This window comes from Cupriavidus oxalaticus (assembly GCF_016894385.1).
Classification (GTDB): Bacteria; Pseudomonadota; Gammaproteobacteria; order Burkholderiales; family Burkholderiaceae; genus Cupriavidus; species Cupriavidus oxalaticus.
The window spans coordinates 991100-1009263 of the sequence record NZ_CP069811.1 but is presented as its reverse complement, the minus strand read 5'-3'; the positions used below and the strand labels follow the sequence as shown (position 1 = coordinate 1009263).

Annotated in this window: 14 protein-coding genes; 7 read left to right on the top strand and 7 right to left on the bottom strand. The window is 65.4% G+C overall.

Annotated features, from left to right (window positions below; translation table 11 throughout):
- Positions 1–57: 57 nt before the first annotated feature.
- From JTE92_RS04535 to JTE92_RS04515, 5 genes are all read right to left on the bottom strand, one after another.
- Positions 58–927: a hydroxymethylglutaryl-CoA lyase gene (locus JTE92_RS04535; protein WP_063240411.1), complete on the bottom strand. Its 870-nt coding sequence runs from the start codon at positions 925–927 to the stop codon at positions 58–60.
- A gap of 21 nt (positions 928–948) precedes the next feature.
- On the bottom strand, positions 949–2964 hold the full coding sequence (locus tag JTE92_RS04530) for an acetyl/propionyl/methylcrotonyl-CoA carboxylase subunit alpha (protein ID WP_063240412.1): 2016 nt from the start codon (positions 2962–2964) through the stop codon (positions 949–951).
- Positions 2965–3055: 91 nt separating this feature from the next.
- On the bottom strand, positions 3056–4663 hold the full coding sequence (locus JTE92_RS04525; protein WP_204620448.1) for a carboxyl transferase domain-containing protein: 1608 nt from the start codon (positions 4661–4663) through the stop codon (positions 3056–3058).
- Positions 4664–4727: 64 nt separating this feature from the next.
- Positions 4728–5909: an isovaleryl-CoA dehydrogenase gene (locus JTE92_RS04520; protein WP_063242156.1), complete on the bottom strand. Its 1182-nt coding sequence runs from the start codon at positions 5907–5909 to the stop codon at positions 4728–4730.
- Positions 5910–5955: 46 nt separating this feature from the next.
- Positions 5956–7680, bottom strand: coding sequence for an AMP-binding protein (locus JTE92_RS04515; RefSeq protein WP_063242157.1), 1725 nt, complete (start codon positions 7678–7680; stop codon positions 5956–5958).
- A gap of 304 nt (positions 7681–7984) precedes the next feature.
- Here JTE92_RS04515 and JTE92_RS04510 point away from each other — a divergent pair, with 304 nt between their 5' ends.
- Positions 7985–8680 (top strand): TetR/AcrR family transcriptional regulator, encoded by a 696-nt coding sequence (locus JTE92_RS04510; protein ID WP_063242158.1) that lies wholly within the window; start codon positions 7985–7987, stop codon positions 8678–8680.
- Between the two features lie 57 nt (positions 8681–8737).
- Here JTE92_RS04510 and JTE92_RS04505 read toward each other — a convergent pair whose 3' ends face one another.
- Both JTE92_RS04505 and JTE92_RS04500 read right to left on the bottom strand, forming a co-directional pair.
- Entirely contained in the window at positions 8738–9559 is an 822-nt protein-coding gene (locus JTE92_RS04505; RefSeq protein WP_063242159.1) for a phosphate/phosphite/phosphonate ABC transporter substrate-binding protein, read from the bottom strand.
- Positions 9546–10535: a fatty acid desaturase gene (locus JTE92_RS04500; RefSeq protein WP_063242160.1), complete on the bottom strand. Its 990-nt coding sequence runs from the start codon at positions 10533–10535 to the stop codon at positions 9546–9548. The genes JTE92_RS04505 and JTE92_RS04500 overlap by 14 nt, the downstream gene beginning before the upstream one ends.
- Before the next feature lie 319 nt (positions 10536–10854).
- Here JTE92_RS04500 and JTE92_RS04495 point away from each other — a divergent pair, with 319 nt between their 5' ends.
- The 6 genes from JTE92_RS04495 (at position 10855) to JTE92_RS04470 (ending at position 18114) form a co-directional block, all read left to right on the top strand.
- A complete protein-coding gene (locus tag JTE92_RS04495; RefSeq protein ID WP_063242161.1) occupies positions 10855–12261 on the top strand; it encodes a selenium-binding protein SBP56-related protein in 1407 nt (468 codons plus the stop codon).
- Positions 12258–12938 (top strand): hypothetical protein, encoded by a 681-nt coding sequence (locus JTE92_RS04490; RefSeq protein WP_063242162.1) that lies wholly within the window; start codon positions 12258–12260, stop codon positions 12936–12938. Before JTE92_RS04495 ends, JTE92_RS04490 begins: the two co-directional genes overlap by 4 nt.
- A 717-nt stretch (positions 12939–13655) precedes the next feature.
- Positions 13656–14033 (top strand): GNAT family N-acetyltransferase, encoded by a 378-nt coding sequence (locus JTE92_RS04485; RefSeq protein WP_232353455.1) that lies wholly within the window; start codon positions 13656–13658, stop codon positions 14031–14033.
- A 387-nt stretch (positions 14034–14420) separates the two neighbouring features.
- The gene (locus tag JTE92_RS04480) at positions 14421–15752 is read left to right on the top strand and encodes an IS4 family transposase (protein WP_204620449.1); all 1332 of its coding nucleotides are present in this window, start codon (positions 14421–14423) and stop codon (positions 15750–15752) included.
- 186 nt (positions 15753–15938) lie between these two features.
- Entirely contained in the window at positions 15939–16688 is a 750-nt protein-coding gene (locus JTE92_RS04475) for a hypothetical protein (protein WP_147318614.1), read from the top strand.
- An 82-nt stretch (positions 16689–16770) separates the two neighbouring features.
- Positions 16771–18114, top strand: a complete 1344-nt coding sequence (locus JTE92_RS04470; RefSeq protein WP_169834845.1) for a caspase family protein — start codon at positions 16771–16773, stop codon at positions 18112–18114.
- Positions 18115–18164 lie beyond the last annotated feature (50 nt).

Below are 18164 nucleotides of genomic sequence, written 5' to 3'. Positions count from 1 at the left end.
CGCGCGGGCCAGCGCGGACAATATGAGACAAGCGCCCCGCACCGAGGGGCGCTTGCGTTACTGCAGTACCGGTTTGCCGATGGCCCCGGAGATCAGTCCGGCCGCGGCAATGACCTTGTCCAGATCAACCCCCGTTTGCATCCCCAGGCTCGCCAGGCGCTGCAGCAATGCCTCGGTCGCCACGTTCCCTGTCGCGCCCTTCGCATACGGGCAACCGCCAAGCCCGGCGACGGAAGCATGGAAGATGCGGATGCCGGCTTCCAGGCTCGCCTCGACATTGGCCAGCGCATGCCCATACGTGTCGTGGAAATGCCCGGATAACTGCGCCAGCGGGAATTCCGTGGCCGCGGCAAGCATCACGGCCTTCACCTTGTCGGGCGTGCCGACGCCGATGGTGTCGGCGATATCGATCTCGTCGCAGCCCAGTTCGCGCATGCGCCGCACCACGTCGACCACGGCATCGATCGGGACTTCGCCCTGGTAAGGACAGCCCAGTGCGCACGACACGCTGGCGCGCAGCCGCACGCCCTTCGCCTTGGCCGCCGCGGCAACGGGCTCGAAGCGCGCCATCGACTCGGCAATCGAGCAGTTGATGTTCTTCTGCGAGAACGCCTCGCTGGCCGCGCCGAAGATCACGACCTCGTCGGCGCCCGCCGCAAGCGCGCCTTCCAGGCCTTTCATGTTCGGCGTCAGCGCCGAGTAGATGGTGCCGGGGCGCCGCCTGATCGCAGCCATGACCTGCGCGCCGTCTGCCATCTGGGGCACCCACTTCGGCGAGACGAACGATGCCACTTCGATATTGGGAAAGCCCGCGTCGGTGAGCTGGTCGATCAACGCCACCTTGGTCTCGGTGGGGATCAGGCTCTTCTCGTTCTGCAGGCCGTCGCGCGGGCCGACTTCAACCACCTTGACCTTGTCTGCATGCATGGGTCGTCTCCGGTCAGTATTTCAGGTACCGAAGGCGAGCAGCTGGGCGCCTTCGGTCACCTGCTCGCCAACGCCATACAGCACTTCGCTGACCACGCCGTCGGCCGGCGCGCTGATGGTGTGCTCCATCTTCATCGCCTCCATCACCAGCAGCGGCGTGCCGCGCGTGACCGTGCTGCCGGCCTCGACCATCACCGCGATGACCTTGCCCGGCATCGGCGCGGTCAGCTTGCCGCCCTCGCCTTCGGCTTCGCCGGCATGCGCCAGCGGGTCGAGCCAGCTCAACAGCACGTGGCGCGCCGCAGCGAAAACGTGGAAGTCGTCCGCCTCCGCATGCACGTGCCCGTGCACGCGGCGCGTGCCGAGGTCGATGCGGATATCGTCGGCCTTGCATTCCGCGGAGAACGGCACGGACTGGCCGGCGTAGGCCAGCGTGCTGCCGCGCGCGTTGACCTGCAGCGTCACGTCGAGCACCTGGTCGCCGTAGCCGAAGCGCAGTTGCCGCGACGCGCCGCTGTTCAGCCGCCAGGCGCCGCCGTGGGTCCACGGCGAATGCTGGTCGGCGGCGTCGATGCGGCGCTCGCGCGTCTCGCGGTCGAGCAGCGCGGCCACGGCAAGCGCGACGGTGTCGATGCCGACGGGCTCGGGCTGCGGGAACAGTTCGCTCTCGTTGCGCTCGATCAGCCCGGTGTCGAGGTCGGCGGTGCGGAACGCTTCCGACTTCACCAGCCGCTGCAGGAACGCCACGTTGGTCGACAGGCCCACCACGTGATACGCGGCCAGCGCCTGGCGCATGCGCGCCAGCGCCTCGTCACGGTCCTTGCCCCAGACGATCAGCTTGGCGATCATCGGATCGTAGTACGGGCTGATGGTGTCGCCCTCGCGCACGCCGGCATCGATACGGATGCCGGCCGGGCCGTGGGCGTCATCGCCGCGCATGAACTGCACCGCGGGCGGCGTGCGCAGGAAGCGCAGCGTGCCGGTGGACGGCAGGAACTGCTTGTCGGGGTTCTCGGCGTAGATGCGCGCCTCCAGCGCGTGTCCGTCGATGCGCAACTGGTCCTGCGTCAGCGGCAGCGGCTCGCCGGCGGCGACGCGCAGCTGCCATTCGACCAGGTCCTGCCCGGTGATCATCTCGGTGACCGGATGCTCCACCTGCAGGCGCGTGTTCATCTCCATGAAATAGAAGGAACCATCCTGGTTGGCGATGAACTCGACGGTGCCGGCACCGACATAGCCAACCGCCTTGGCCGCAGCCACAGCGGCCTCGCCCATGGCGCGGCGGCGCTCTTCGGTCATGCCCGGCGCCGGCGCCTCTTCCAGCACCTTCTGGTGCCGGCGCTGCACCGAGCAGTCGCGCTCGAACAGGTAGACGCAGTTGCCGTGCGTATCGGCAAACACCTGGATCTCGATATGGCGGGGCCGGGTCAGGTACTTCTCGACCAGCACCTTGTCGTCGCCGAAGCTGGCGCTGGCCTCCCGCTTGACCGAGGCCAGCGCGGCCTCGAAGCCATCGCCCGACTCGACCACGCGCATGCCCTTGCCGCCGCCGCCCGCGCTGGCCTTGAGCAGCACCGGGTAGCCGATGCGGTCGGCCTCGCGGCGCAGCAGCGCCGGATCCTGGTCTTCACCGTGGTAGCCCGGCACCAGCGGTACCGCAGCGCGCTCCATCAGTTGCTTGGCCGCGCTCTTGCTGCCCATCGCGTGGATCGCGGAGGCCGGCGGGCCGATGAAGACCAGCCCCGCCGCGGCGCAAGCCTCGGCGAAGGCTTCGTTCTCGGACAGGAACCCGTAGCCCGGGTGGATCGCCTGGGCGCCGGTCTCCTTGGCCATCTCGATGATGTGGTCGGCGCGCAGGTAGCTGTCGCGCGCGGCGGCGCCGCCGATATGGACGGCTTCGTCGCAGAAGGCGACGTGGCGGGCATCGGCATCGGCGTCCGAGTACACCGCGACGGTGCGGATGCCGAGCCGGCGGCAGGTGGCGGCCACGCGGCAGGCGATCTCGCCGCGGTTTGCGATCAGGACTTTGGTGAACATGACTTCGCCTTTCGCTCCTCGCGGGGAGCGTTCTTGAATACGATTCTGGGATGCCTGGGGGGCAGGATTACATGCCGAATGACACGCCGAATTACATGCGGAACACGCCGAACTTCATGTCCTCGATCGGCGCGTTCAGGCTGGCCGACAGGCCCAGCCCCAGCACCGTGCGCGTCTGCGCGGGATCGATCACGCCGTCGTCCCACAAGCGCGCGCTGGCGTAGTACGGGTGGCCCTGGTGCTCGTACTGGTCGCGGATCGGCTGCTTGAACGCATCCTCTTCCTCCGCGCTCCACTTGCCGCCCCTCGCTTCGATCCCATCGCGGCGCACCGTCGCCAGCACGCTCGCCGCCTGTTCGCCGCCCATCACCGAGATGCGCGCGTTCGGCCACATCCACAGGAAGCGCGGCGAATACGCCCGCCCGCACATGCCGTAGTTGCCGGCCCCGAACGAGCCGCCGATGATCACCGTGAACTTGGGCACCTGCGCGGTCGCCACCGCCGTCACCATTTTGGCGCCGTTGCGGGCGATGCCCTCGTTCTCGTACTTGCGCCCCACCATGAAGCCGGTGATGTTCTGCAGGAACACCAGCGGAATCTTGCGCTGGCAGCACAGCTCGATAAAGTGCGCACCCTTGAGCGCCGACTCCGAGAACAGGATGCCGTTGTTGGCAACGATGCCGACCGGATAGCCCCAGATGCGCGCGAAGCCGCATACCAGCGTGGTGCCGTAGCGCGCCTTGAACTCGTCGAACTCGGAGCCGTCGACGATGCGCGCGATCACCTCGCGCACGTCGTAGGGCTTGCGCGTGTCGGTGGGGATCACGCCGTACAGCTCTTCCACCGGATACAGCGGCTCGACCGGCTCGTGCAGGCGGATCTGGTCCGGCTTGCGGCGGTTCAGGTGCTGCACGATATTGCGCGCCAGGCTCAGCGCATGGTGGTCGTTCTGCGCGAAGTAGTCGGCCACGCCCGACAGGCGCGTATGCACGTCGGCGCCGCCCAGGTCCTCGGCGCTGACTTCCTCGCCCGTGGCGGCCTTCACCAGCGGCGGGCCGCCCAGGAAGATGGTGCCCTGGTTCTTGACGATGATCGACTCGTCGCTCATCGCCGGCACATAGGCGCCGCCCGCGGTGCACGAGCCCATCACCACCGCGATCTGCGGGATGCCCTGCTTGGACAGGTTGGCCTGGTTGTAGAAGATGCGGCCGAAGTGGTCGCGGTCGGGGAACACGTCGTCCTGGTTGGGCAGGTTGGCGCCGCCGGAATCGACCAGGTAGATGCACGGCAGGTTGTTCTGCTCGGCGATCTCCTGCGCGCGCACGTGCTTCTTGACCGTCAACGGGTAATACGTGCCGCCCTTGACGGTGGCGTCGTTGCAGACGATCACGCATTCCTGCCCGGCCACGCGGCCGATGCCGGTGATGATGCCGGCGCCGGGCGCGGCATCGTCGTACATGTCGTACGCGGCCAGTTGCGACAGCTCCAGGAACGGCGTGCCCGGATCCAGCAGTTGCTGCACGCGGTCGCGCGGCAGCAGCTTGCCGCGCGACAGGTGCTTGTCGCGCGCGGCCTCGCCGCCGCCTTCCGCCAGCTTGGCGATCTTCGCTTCCAGGTCGGCAACCAGTGCCTGCATTGCCTGCGCGTTGGTCTTGAACGCTTCGGAACGCGCGTTCAGCTTTGTCTCAATTGCCGCCATATCAGCCTCGGCCAGTCAGTTCGTTGTAGGGTGCAGCCTGCGCATGACGCGCTTACATGAGCGCTTACATCGTTTCCGCGAACAGTTCGCGGCCGATCAGCATGCGGCGGATCTCCGAGGTGCCGGCGCCGATCTCGTACAGCTTGGCATCGCGCCACAGGCGCCCGGCCGGGTACTCGTTGATATAGCCATTGCCGCCCAGGATCTGCACGGTCTCGCCCGCCATCCAGGTGGCCTTCTCGGCCGTGTACAGGATCACCGCGGCGCAGTCCTTGCGCACCTGGCGCACGTGGTCGCTGCCGAGCGCGTCCAGGTTCTTGCCGACCGTGTACAGGTAGCTGCGCGCCGCCTGCAGCGTGGTGTACATGTCCGCCACCTTGCCCTGGATCAGCTGGAACTCGCCGATGCTCTGGCCGAACTGCTTGCGGTCGTGGATGTACGGCGTGACCACGTCCATGCACGCCTGCATGATGCCGACCGGGCCGCCCGACAGCACCGCGCGCTCGTAGTCCAGCCCGCTCATCAGCACCCTGGCGCCGCCGTTCTCGGCCCCGAGGATGTTCTCCACCGGCACTTCCACGTCCTCGAACACCAGCTCGCCGGTGTGCGAGCCGCGCATGCCCAGCTTGTCCAGCTTCTGCGCCACCGAGAAGCCCTTCATGCCCTTCTCGACGATAAAGGCGGTCATGCCGCGCGCGCCCAGCTCGGGCTCGGTCTTGGCGTACACCACCAGCACGTCGCAGTCCGGGCCGTTGGTGATCCACATCTTGGTGCCGTTGAGCACGTAGCGGTCGCCCTTCAGCTGAGCGCGCAGCTTCATGCTGACCACGTCGGAGCCGGCGTTGGGCTCGCTCATCGCCAGCGCGCCGATCCATTCGCCCGACACCAGCTTGGGCAGGTACTTCGCCTTCTGCGCCGGCGTGCCGTTGCGGTGGATCTGGTTCACGCACAGGTTCGAATGCGCGCCGTACGACAGGCCCACCGAGGCCGACGCGCGGCTGATCTCTTCCATTGCGATCATGTGCGCCAGGTAGCCCATGTTGGCGCCGCCGTATTCCTCCGCCACCGTGATGCCGAGCACGCCGAGGTTGCCCATCTTCTTCCAGGCGTCCATCGGGAACTGGTCGGTGCGGTCGATCTCGCCGGCGCGCGGGGCAAGTTCGGCCTGGGCCCAGGTACGCACGGAATCGCGCAGCATCTCGATGTCTTCGCCGAGGTCGAATTTCAGGCCGGGCAAGGTAGTCATGGCAGTGTTGTCTTGAAAATTCTGGTAATCGATGTCGGCGTGGGGATCAGGCCGTTTTGGATTCGCTGAGGTTCAGGTCGCGCACCATCTGGTCGCGCATCACGAACTTCTGCACCTTGCCGGTCACGGTCAGGGGCATCTCGTCCACGAAGCGGATGTAGCGCGGGATCTTGTAGTGGGCGATCTGGTTGCGGCAGAACTCGCGGATCTCTTCCTCGGTGGCGCTTTCGCCCGGCTTGAGCACGATCCACGCGCACACTTCCTCGCCGTACTTCTGGTCCGGCACGCCGAACACCTGCACGGCCTGGACCTTGGGATGGCGGAACAGGAATTCCTCGATCTCGCGCGGGTAGATGTTCTCGCCGCCGCGGATCAGCATGTCCTTCACGCGGCCGACGATATTGCAGTAGCCCTCTTCGTCGATGGTGGCGAGGTCGCCGGTGTGCATCCAGCCATCGCGGATGGTCTCGGCGGTGCGGGCCTCGTCGTCCCAGTAGCCCAGCATGACCGAGTAGCCGCGCGTGCACAGCTCGCCCTTCTCCCCCACCGGCACCGTGGCGCCGGTGGCGTCCACCAGCTTGACCTCCAGGTGCGGCTGGATGCGTCCCACCGTGGAGGTGCGCTTGTCGAGCGGATCGGTGGTGCTGCTCTGGAACGAGACCGGGCTGGTCTCGGTCATGCCGTAGGCGATCGTCACCTCGGACATATGCATCTGCGATACCACGCGCTTCATGGTCTCGATCGGGCATGGCGAGCCGGCCATGATGCCGGTGCGCAGCGACGAGAAGTCATAGTCGCCGAAGCGCGGGTGGTCGAGCTGCGCGATGAACATGGTCGGCACGCCGTGCAGCGCGGTGCAGCGTTCCTCGCTGACGGCCTTCATGGTCGCTTCCGGTTCGAAGGCTTCGCCCGGGAACACCATCGCCGCGCCGGTCGAGACGCAGGCCAGCACCGCCAGCACCATGCCGAAGCAATGGTAGAACGGCACCGGGATGCACAGCTTGTCCTGCTCGGTGAAGCGCATCGCCATGGCGATAAAGCGCGCGTTGTTGACGATATTCCGGTGCGTCAGCGTGGCGCCCTTGGGCGCGCCCGTGGTGCCGCTGGTGAACTGCACGTTGATCGGGTCGTTGCGGTCGAGCTGCACGGTGATGGCGTCGAGCGTTGCACGCGCCACGCCGGCGCCGCGCGCCACCACATCGTCATAGCGGATCATGCCCGGGGTCTCGCCCTCGCCCATGCGGATCACCCAGCGCAGCGACGGCAGCCGCGCGGCCTGCAGCGCGCCCGGCTCGCTGGTGGCGAGCTCCGGTGCCAGCGCCTGCAGCATCTCCAGGTAGCGCGAGCTCTTGAACGCCTCGGCCGCGACGATGGCCTTGACGCCGACCTTGTTCAGCGCGTACTCCAGCTCGGACAGCCGGTAGGCCGGGTTGATATTCACCAGCACCAGCCCGAGCCGCGCGGTGGCGAACTGCGTCACCACCCATTCGACGCGGTTGGGCGACCAGATGCCGACACGGTCGCCGCGGACCAGGCCGAGCGCGTGCAGCCCGGCTGCCAGCGCGTCGATGGCTTCGGCGAACTGCTGCCAGGTCCAGCGCACGCCCTGCTCGCGGAAGGCGACCGCGTCGCGCTGCGCAAAGCGGGCGACGGTCTGCGCCAGCAGCTCCGGCACCGTCTGCTCGGACAGCGGGATATTGGTTTCGCCCCGCACATGCGATAGCCCGCCCAGGGGCAGGATGGTGGGTTGGGACTCGCCCTGCGTCGTCATACTGGTCTCCAAAGCTCGGTGGCGTTCCGTGCGCCGGCATTTTGTGAGCATCACTCAATTTGTGAGTATCACTCAATTCACGCCGTGTTCATTGTCCTGGATGGGCTGGCGGAAGATTGCATCAGGGAAATCCCTTAAATTCACAGCGCCTGCTGCCGCCCGCCGGTGCAGCCTGTGGCGCCGACGAGTGAAAAGTACACGCTCGGCAGGCAGAACGCAATAATAATTTTGAGCTTTACTCAAGTTTTGACGAACGGCGCACTATAATCCTCGCCACGAGAGTCACGCCCACACCCCCGACAACATGGAAGACACCAGTTCCCGGCGCCGCGTTCCCGCCGGAGCCAAGGCCGAGCAGCGCATCCGCGACATCCTGCGCGTGAGCCGCGACGTGTTCGCCGAACTCGGCTACGAGCGCGCCACCACCACCGAGATCGCCCAGCGCCTGGGCGTGTCCGAGGGGACGGTCTTCACCTATTTCCACGGCAAGCGCGAGCTGTGCGTGCGCGTGATTGAGGACTGGTACGACGAGATCATCAGCACGCTGGAACAGGGCATGCCGCATGGCCAGCCCACCAAGGCTCAGCTTGAGTTCTACGTGAAGACGCACCTGCGCCTGTTCCTGATCCAGGGAACCGGGCTGTGCGCGCTGGTGCTGTCGGAAGGCCGGGCCAAGGGGCCGGGGCTGGGCGAGGTGTTCCTGCCGCTGCAGCGCCGCTACACGGCGCCGCTGATGGACCTGCTGGCGCGGGCGCGCAGCAACGGCGAGATCCGCGGCGACCTGCCGCTGAGCCTGCTGCGCTCGGCCATCCTGGGGCCGATGGAGCACATCCTGTGGGACGCGATCGCGCGGCAGCGCGAGGTCGATATCGAGAAGACCGCGCGCGACATGGTGGCGCTGCTGTGGCCGGCGCTGCAGCCGGTGGACCTGGAGCTGGAGAAGCTGCGGGGCTTCTACGGAGAGGTCAGCGCGGCGCTGCGCAAGGCGGCGGCAGACTGAGGCACGCCGGCGCGGGGGCCAACGCGCTAAGTCGGGTGCGGGCCGGCGGGTCCGGCCTCAGTTGAGCGCACCGTAGCCGCGCAAGCCGGCCTCCAGTGCCATGCCGGACACCGGCTGGTAGTCCGCCACCGCGCTGGGCACGACATCCTCCAGCCGCAGCCGAACGCGCAGCGCCGCATCGTCATGCAGGGCCTGGCGCATCGCTGCACGCACCCGATGCACCAGCGGCGCGTCCGCCCGCCGCGACGCGATGAAGGGCAGCCCCGCCACTGCCGGCGTGGCGCCGATCTGCCGCACGCCTGCCACCAGCTCCGGATGGTGCTCGGCGGCATATGCCAGCGTCACGCAATCGATCGCCGCCACGTCTGCCTCACCGGCGCTGACCGCCGCCAGCGAAGCCAGGTGCGAGCCGGTATGGATCACCTCGCCAAAGAAGCGTCCCGCGCGTGCCAGCGGCGCCACCGCATGGCGCAGCGCATTCATGCCGCTGTGCGAGTCGGGCGCATTGCAGGCAGCCCGCGCGCCACGGCAGGCAGCGAGCGTGTCAGGCCCCTCACCGGCCCGCACTACGATTGCGCTGCGATAGGTGTGCCACTGGCAGCCCGGCACCCGGAAGCGCGGCGTGCCGATCAGCCGCACATGCGGCGCCAGGCCCTGCACCAGCGGATAACCGCACGCCTGCGACAGCAGCATGTCTTCGCGCCGCCAGAATGCATGCAGCGCGGCGGCATCGTCGCCGGGGTCGACTGCGGTCAGCATGACCCCGGTGCGTTGCAGCGATTGCGCCACGCGCTCGATCAGCGTGACCCAGTCCGCGCGCAACGACGCCGACACGTTGTACATCGGCAGCGCCGCGACCCACTGCTCAGGCTTCGCCATAGGGCCTCGCCGCATAGTGTTGACCGTCGGACGGCCCGTGGAACAGGGGATGGGCCACCGGCGCAGCCGCGCGCAGCGCATACCGCACCAGCCATTCGCCATACCCGCGCACCAGGAAGCCGCCGTTGCGCGCCAGGTAGTCGCCGGCGCGGCGGCGATACACCCGGCCCAGCGCAAACCACGGCACCGACGGCAGGTCGTGGTGCACCAGGTGATAGTTGTTGTTCAGGAACAGCAGGCGCCACGCCAGCCCGGCGTCGTTGATCACGCTGCGCGCCGCCTGCGTAGCGGTGGCGCGATGCTCATGGAAGGAGCGGATCGCCGACAGCGACAGCGCGGGATACGCCACGCCGGCCAGCACCAGCCAGGCCGGCATGCCGCAGTACGCATGCAGCCAGGCCAGCAGCACGCCCAGCGCCAGCAGGTGCGCCAGCCACATCGGCGCATCGCGCCAGTCGCCGGCGCGCAGCTTGCCCCATGCATCGGCGCCGATGGCCAGGATCGAGAAAGCGGGCTGCAGCAGCACGCGGCCCGCCAGCGTGTTGCGCACGGCGTAGAGCCTGCGCGCGAGCGGGCCCGACGCATGCCAGTCCGCCGCGTACAGGAAATAGCTTTCGGGATCGCCGCCGGGATGCGTCAGTTCGGCTTCATGGTGCTGCAGGTGCCAGCGCCGGTACAGGCCATACGGCAGCCACACGCCCAGCGGTGCGGCGCCGAGCAGCGCGTTCAGCCACGGCAGCCGGGTTGGATGGCCGTGCATCAGTTCATGCTGCAGCGACAGGTACCAGGTGGTACACAGCGTCAGCAGCACGCATGCGAGCGGCAAGCCCAGCCGGCTCGCATGCGTGGCCACGCCGAACCAGGCGCCATACACCGCCACGATCAGCAGCCAGGTCGGCAGTTCGGTGCGCCACAGCCAGTGACGCGCGGCTTGCGCGAGTTCGCTGCGCTGTCGGTCGTCGAGATAGTTGGCCATGGCTCGCGGGGCATTTCGGGGAATCGAAGCCAGAGCATACGGGCCCGATCCGTTCGGCCGGAACGAACGATTGCCGATAACGATATGCCTGCCGGCGCGGGCGGCGCACTTGCGGTGCACCATCGCATTTGCTCACGCGCCGGGCGTGTTTAGCGTGACGAGAACGGCCCTGCGCCGCCGCGCCGGCCGCGTTTGACTAGGGATAGAGAACGACCTAGGCTAAGTAGGCTCGAAGTCCACTTCCGTGCGCGGGGACGCAGCCATGCCGGCCTGCGCGATCTCGCGGCATGTGGCCGGCGTAGAACAAGGAGGGCTAACCATGAACATGCGGCCGGATCCCACGTTTTACCCGTCGCCCCAGCTTGCGATGAGCGCGCCACCGGAGGAATTCGCCTACACCCTGCTGCTGAGCCCCGACGGCTCGCGCCCCGACGCGCTGGCCGTGATCGACGTCAAGCCCGGCTCGCCCACCTACAGCACGGTGGTGCATACCGTGCCGATGACCAACAAGGGCGACGAGCTGCACCACTTCGGCTGGAATGCCTGCTCCTCCGCGCTGTCGCCGCTGACCGGCCACGCGTTCCTGGAGCGGCGCTACCTGATCATTCCCGGCATGCGCTCGTCGCGCATCTATATCGTCGACACCAGGCCGCATCCCACGCAGGCGCGCATCCACAAGATCATCGAGCCGGACGAGATCATCGGCAAGACCGGCTACTCGCGGCCGCACACCGTGCATTGCGGCCCGGAGGGGATCTACGTCAGCACGCTCGGCGGCGCGGGGAAGGACGGCACCGACGGGCTGCCCGGCATCTTCATCATGGACTGCGAGACCTTCGAGGTGCTCGGCCGCTGGGAAATCGACCGCGGCGAGCAGGAGAAGCACTACGACTTCTGGTGGAACCTGCCGCGCGACTACATGGTGTCGAGCGAATGGGCCTTGCCGCCGCAGTTCGAGAACGGCCTGGTGGCCGAAGACCTGCTCTCCAACAAATACGGCCACAAGCTGCACTTCTGGGACCTGCGCGCGCGGCGCAACGTGCAGACCATCGACCTGGGCGCCAACCACCAGATGGCGCTGGAAGTCAGGCCCGCGCACGATCCGGTGCGGGAGTACGGCTTTGTCGGCGTGGTAGTCGACACCACCAACCTGGAAGGCTCGATCTGGACCTGGTGGCGCGAAGGCGGCAAGTTCCATGCGGAAAAGACTGCGACCATCCCGCCCGAGCCAGCCGCGGCCGACCTGCTGCCGCCGCTGTTGCAGGGCTTCGGTGCCGTGCCGCCGCTGATCACCGACATCGACCTGTCGCTCGACGACAAATTCCTCTACGTGTCGTGCTGGGGCACCGGCGAGATGCGCCAGTACGACGTCACCGACCCGCGCAAGCCACGCTTGTCGGGCTCGGTCCATCTCGGCGGCATTGCACGGCGCACGCCGCACCCGAACGGCAAGAGCTTCGCCGGCGGCCCGCAGATGGTCGAGATCAGCCGCGACGGCAAGCGCGTTTACTGGACCAACTCGCTCTACTCCACCTGGGACAACCAGTTCTATCCCGACGGCGTGCCCGGCGTGCAGGTGATGGGACGGGCCGAGCCGGAGGGCGGGCTGGCGCTGGCCGATGACTACTGGCTGGCATTCCCCGACGGCTACCGCGCGCACCAGGTGCGGCTGGAAGGCGGCGACTGCTCGACTGACTCGTTCTGCTATCCGTCGGTCCGGTCTTGACGGCGCTCTCCTGGGAGCAGGCCGGCCTGTGGTCGGCGGTCCTGGCAAGCGGCATCTATCACGGCCTGAATCCCGCGATGGGATGGCCGCTGGCCGTGTCCAACGGATTGCTGGCGCAGCAGGATCGCGCGGTGGTGTCGGCGCTCGGATGGCTCGCGCTGGGCCATCTGCTGGCGATGATCGCGGTCATGCTGCCGTTCGGCATGCTGGCCATGGTGGTCCGCTGGCAGGCGCCGCTGCAGTTTGCCGCGGGGCTGCTGGTGATCGGCTGGGGGCTGGCGCTGCTGGTCCGGCGCCGCCATCCGCGCACGCTGGCGCGCATTCCGCCCTCGCGCCTCGCGGTGTGGTCCTTCGCCGTGGCGATCGCGCATGGCGCGGGCCTGATGCTGGTGCCGATCTATCTCGGGCTGTGCCGCGCCGACGAGGATGCCGGCCACAAGGCCGCCGCCGCGCTGATGGGCGCCAATATCTCCATGGCGCTGCTCGTGTCCGTCGTGCATGCCGCCGCCATGATCGCGACCGGCGGCATGGTGGCGTGGCTGGTCTATCGCTATGTCGGGCTTAGATTCGTGTCGCGCAGCTGGTTCAACCTCGACGTGGCATGGGCGCTCAGCCTGGTGCTTGTCGGCGGGCTGGCGCTGGCATTCAGCGGCATCCGGCTTCCATTGCCGCGCTAGCGCTTTGCAATCCTCCGCAAGCCACCAGGACCCGACGGTGCAAAGCGGATCCCTAGCAACCACCATAATTCTTGCGCCCGCTTGCAGTGATCGTATACGTCCCACCGCGCGGACCGGTGTAGCACTTCGGCCCTGACGGCGCGCTGCGAGCCGAAGCAAGCGAATCTGCGGAGCGCACGGATGCCGCTTGGTAGGTTGGCGTTGGGGCGGTGCCCAGCATGGTTAGCGCGGAATCCTCGACTTGAGTTGGCGCAGTCATACTGGATATTCACCCAGTACATACTCCCACGATATCCACGGCAAATCTGAACTACGAGATATACCTCATGCTATGATATGTTTCCCCTCGGTAGTTCCCCTCTGCTGTGTCCGGCTGGGGTAGCCTGCGACGGCCTCGCCTTCCCGAAGTCTTCCGACACCCTTGCGACGCCAGTTGCCCGGTCGACGCGCGCCATTCTTTTTTTGTATCAAATCACTTCAGAGTGAATGGGAATGCACGTCCTCGCTGCTTTGGCTCTGAGCCTTAGCTCGGTTGGGGGATAGCTCCATGGATTTCTTTCGTGCATAGTTTTATTTTTTTGGTGTACTTGCTCACGGGGAGTCGCGGACGGGCGACTATAGTTGTGGCGAGGTGCCATGACGTGAGAAGCGAGAATGATAAGAAATGCCAGACTCCGCGCTGCGAAAGCAGAGGACCTGGAGGCAGTGAGACAGGTAGTGGCTGCATCCGGACTGACGATTCCTGAATCGAGCGATGCCACAGCGCTATACCACGTTGCCATCGTCGAGGACAGTGTGGTTGGCTGCGCTTGTGGCGAGCAGCGCGCTGAAACCTTTGTCGTTCACACGGTTGCAGTGCTGCCCGGCTATCGGGGGCACCGTCTCGCCACTCATCTCGTGAGCGTCCTGCTCACGCGAGCACGAGCCAATGGCTGCACCAAGGCCACCGTCCTGACAGACGAAAATCCAGGCTTCTTCGCCCGATACGGCTTCACGTTGACCCCGATGGATACCGTCATTCGCGAGATGCGGCTGTCAATGGATTTTCTCCGCCGCTTCGGCGCACGCTCCCACTACATGTGCCGCCAACTTTAGGCTCTGCCGTCCCCGTGGCGCCCCGGACGACCGATTCAGCGCCGGCCGGCACACTCGCATCTCCTGCAGGCGACAAGGCAAGATAGAAGCGCGCAATCTTGCCCGGCCATAGGAATCACCTTCGGGATCACCTTCGGGATCAGCTTCCCGACAGGCTTCATCCCAGCGCAGCTATTCACTGGCGCACCGCCCCTCCTATCGGGGGGTATAAAAAACAAAATAGCAGTCGTTACTTCTCCGGACCGGCAACCTAGCTTAAGGCATCTCGTTATACATAAGTCGAGGCGCGCGATCGCCGCCCTGGCCGCCAGAAGTTGACGGAACTGGACGATATGACTGTTGTAAACCTGCTCGGAATGGCGTTTACTCTTGGATTTTCCAGAGCAAATGGGCAACGAGTCGGGGGCATGGGTGGACGAGGAATTTGAAACGCTGGATCTGGGCGATCCGAGACGGGATCGGCGAGCGAAGGCGCTGCTCAAGCGGTTTGCAGCCATGCCAACGGCAAGCATTCCGAGCGCCTGCGACGGCTGGGGCGAGACCATGGCGGCTTACCGCTTTCTCGGCAACGAAGAGATCGCATGGCGAGACCTGATGCAGCCGCATTGGGAGCGTACGGCTGAGCGCATGGGGCAATTTCCGGTGGTGCTGTGTATTGCCGATACGACCGAACTGGACTTCAACGGTCAGGAGATGGAAGGCGCGGGACCGTTGAGCTACGAAGCGCAGCGAGGGATCTATCTGCATCCGACCTACGCGGTGACGCCGGATCGGGAGCCATTGGGGGTTGTGGACGCCTGGATGTGGGCACGCGAGCTGCGGGATGCGAACGGAGAGCGCGGCGGCATCAAGGAGAGCGTGCGGTGGATTGAAAGCTATGAACGCGTGGCTGAGCAGGCGGGCACGCTGCCAGAGACCCGCCTGGTCTACGTAACGGATCGTGAAGGCGACATCGCTGCGCTGATGCAGCGAGCCGAGGAGTTGGGTCATCCTGCAGACTGGTTGATTCGTTCGCAACACAACCGCAGCCTTGGGGCCGAGGGCAAGCTGTGGGAGGCGGTGGAAGCAAGTGAAGCGCTCGGGGAGATTACCTTCATCCTGCCCGGACGTGCCGGCCAGAAGGCACGTGAAGTCAAACAGGAGTTGCGCGCCCAGCGCGTGAGGTTGCCGGGCAAGAACGGTCTGGCGCTCACTTGCCTGGTGGCCCAGGAATGCGGCGCCCCGGCCGGCGTGAAGCCGGTGGTGTGGCGCTTGCTGACTAACCGAGAAGCGCAAGACTTGGATGCGGTGATTGAGCTCATCGACTGGTATCGGGCCAGATGGGAGATCGAGCTGTTCTTCCATGTGTTGAAGAACGCCTGCAAGGTGGAGGCCTTGCAGCTATCGCAGATGGATCGCGTCGAACGGGCGCTGGTGCTGTACATGGTGATCTCATGGCGCATTGCGCGGCTGATGCGCCTGGGCAGGACGTGTCCTGATCTTGATGCGTCGCTGTTCTTCGACGCCGATGAGATACGAGGGACCTATCTGCTGTCGAAGAAGCCGCGGCCCCAGACGCCACCTACGCTCAATCAAATGATTCGCCTGATTGCATCGCTCGGTGGTTTCCTGGGCCGCAGGGGCGATGGTGAACCAGGCGTCAAAACCATCTGGCTTGGCTTGCAGCAGGTCATGGTCGCCGCTCAAACTTTGCAGGCTTTACGCGCCGAACAGCTGTGAGATCTGTATAACGAGATGAGCTTAAGGATGCAGCTATATGGAGACACACCACGACATCAACCCCACCAATCTCCTATAGATTGCGGCAGGCAATTTCATTTATTTTGAGAATGGGACAATCAGCGGTGCTCTCACCAGCACCGATGCGTACCACCTCTTTCATAAAAAGTAAAATACGCAAGCATCATGGTCACTCGTAGTCTTCGCTTCAAAAAGCTTGTTGCAGCTTCTGTATTGCTTCCATTCGCTTCTATCCTCTGCCATGCACAGGAATCTGCAAATGCCGACCTCGACTCCTGCGTGGTCCAGGAGCAGACCATCCTCACCGCCAAGGGCGCCGGTCTCGGCGTCGTAGCGGGACTGGGCGCAGCGCTGTTTGGCAAGAACAAGGATGACAGCATCAAAAAGGCTGCGATTGGCGCCGCGGTAGGGGGCGCTGTTGGGGCTGCCGCGGGCTTTGCGACCGCCTACTACACCGCCATCGATACTTGCTACAAGAAGAATCCGAGCTGGATTCCCGAGTCGAAGATCGAGCGAACCAAGGATTACGCAAGGGTCAAGAAGGAGATTCGCTACGATCCGAAGCGCGATGGCGCCAAGACGCTCGTTTCAAAGATCGACATGCCCGCTACGGCAAAGGCGGGGGACAAGATCGACATGGCCAGCCGCTTCATTGCCATGACGCCGGATGGCTCGGAAGCCAACGTTGCCTTTGAGCGTAAGCTGACGGTCATTGAAGACGGCAAAGAGACGCTCCTGCCCTTCCCTGGCAAGGTCAAAGAGGACCGCACCGTCGAGCCGGGTGAAAACATTGAGACATCCCGCCTGCCGATCCCAGCGGAAGCAAAAAGCGGCACTCAGTACCGCTACGAGTTCGCCGTGAGCATGGCCGGCAAGCCAGCCTCCGTCGCCGCCCAGACCGTCACCGTCCAATAATCCGAAGCGATGGGCCGGGCTGCCTGGGCAGCCCGGCCGGCGCACGCGCGCCGGCCGTATCCACGCCCTGCAAACTATGCGCATGACATCATTGCATCGCACCTTTGTCCTAGTGGGTGCGCTATTGCTTGGGGGCTGTGCCGCCAACCAGCTTCCCGGCTTTCAGAACGCCTACAAAGGCTATAACGTCCCTGAGCCACTCGTTGCCACGGTTCGCCATGAGCTGAAACGGAACGGCCTGCCGAATGCGCAGGTGACACGCGACAATGCCGGGCGCATCCGTCTGGTCGGCAGCTACCAGAACGAGGACGAAGTTGATCGCGCATTCTTCGTCGTCCAGTCGATTGTCGGCATCAAGTCGACGTCGCCGTTCTATCCGGAGAACGTAAAGGAGAAGCGCTGGGATATCCACGCCGGCCAGGCGCTGACCGCCCATGCGCGCGCCGTCCGCAACCGTCCTGCACCCGCCGCGAAACGTGCACTGATCATCGGCATCAATACCTTCCGTGACAAGCGCATAACGGCAATCCTCGGTGAGGATGACGCGCGGCGCGTGAAGATGGAGGCCGAGAAAGCAAGTTATCGCACTACCGCCCTGCTCGGCCAGCAAGCCACCAAGGCAAATATTGAAGCGGCATTGAAGCGGTTCAGGGACGAGGTGGGCCCGAACGATACGGTTCTCATCTATGTGTCCAGCCACGGCACCATGCCCGTACCGTCCCCCCGCCTGCGTGACGCACGCAAGATGTCGATCATTGCCTATGACTCGGGCAATCCCATGGCTTCCGACCGCGACTTCCCGATGAGCGTATTCGAAACCTCGGTTTCCGATATCAAGCTGCAGGAAGTCGCTCAGATGCCGAGCCGACAAACTCGCCTCATCATCGATACCTGCTACAGCGGCGAGATTCTGAAGGGCATTCCGGATGATTCGCGGCGCTATGTCCTCGAAGCCAACGGAGGCGTTCCGGAGCGTGCAGGCATCTCGATGGCAGCATGGACGGGCGAGGCGTACGAGGCAAAGGGCATTCGCTTTGCGGAGGCCGCCAGTCGCGGTACGCAGGCGCAACAGAAGGATGCTCGCGGGACGCAGATTTCACCCGGGGACATAAACCGGTACACGATCATCACCGCCACAAGCGATGGCGAGGAATCGTGGGGACCTGCGGCAGGCGGAAGCTTCGACAGCCCCGTCAGCCCGGGGAAGCGCCTGCAGGGTTCCTTCTTTACCCAGGCGTTCTTCGAATACCTGGCGGAATCCAATGGACACATCGAGCCGGCGTTCAACAAGGCGCGCCAGTTTACGGTCCAGAAAGTTGCCGGCATCCCGGCGGCGCCGAACTATAAAGGCCCCCTGCCCATCAGGCAGGTGCCGCGTCTCAACCCGCCCCTGCCTGCAGGTGACCCGAGCAGTATCTACGAATAGCTGGAGCCAAGCCTCACAGGGGCTTGCGACTGCATACCCGATCAACGCAA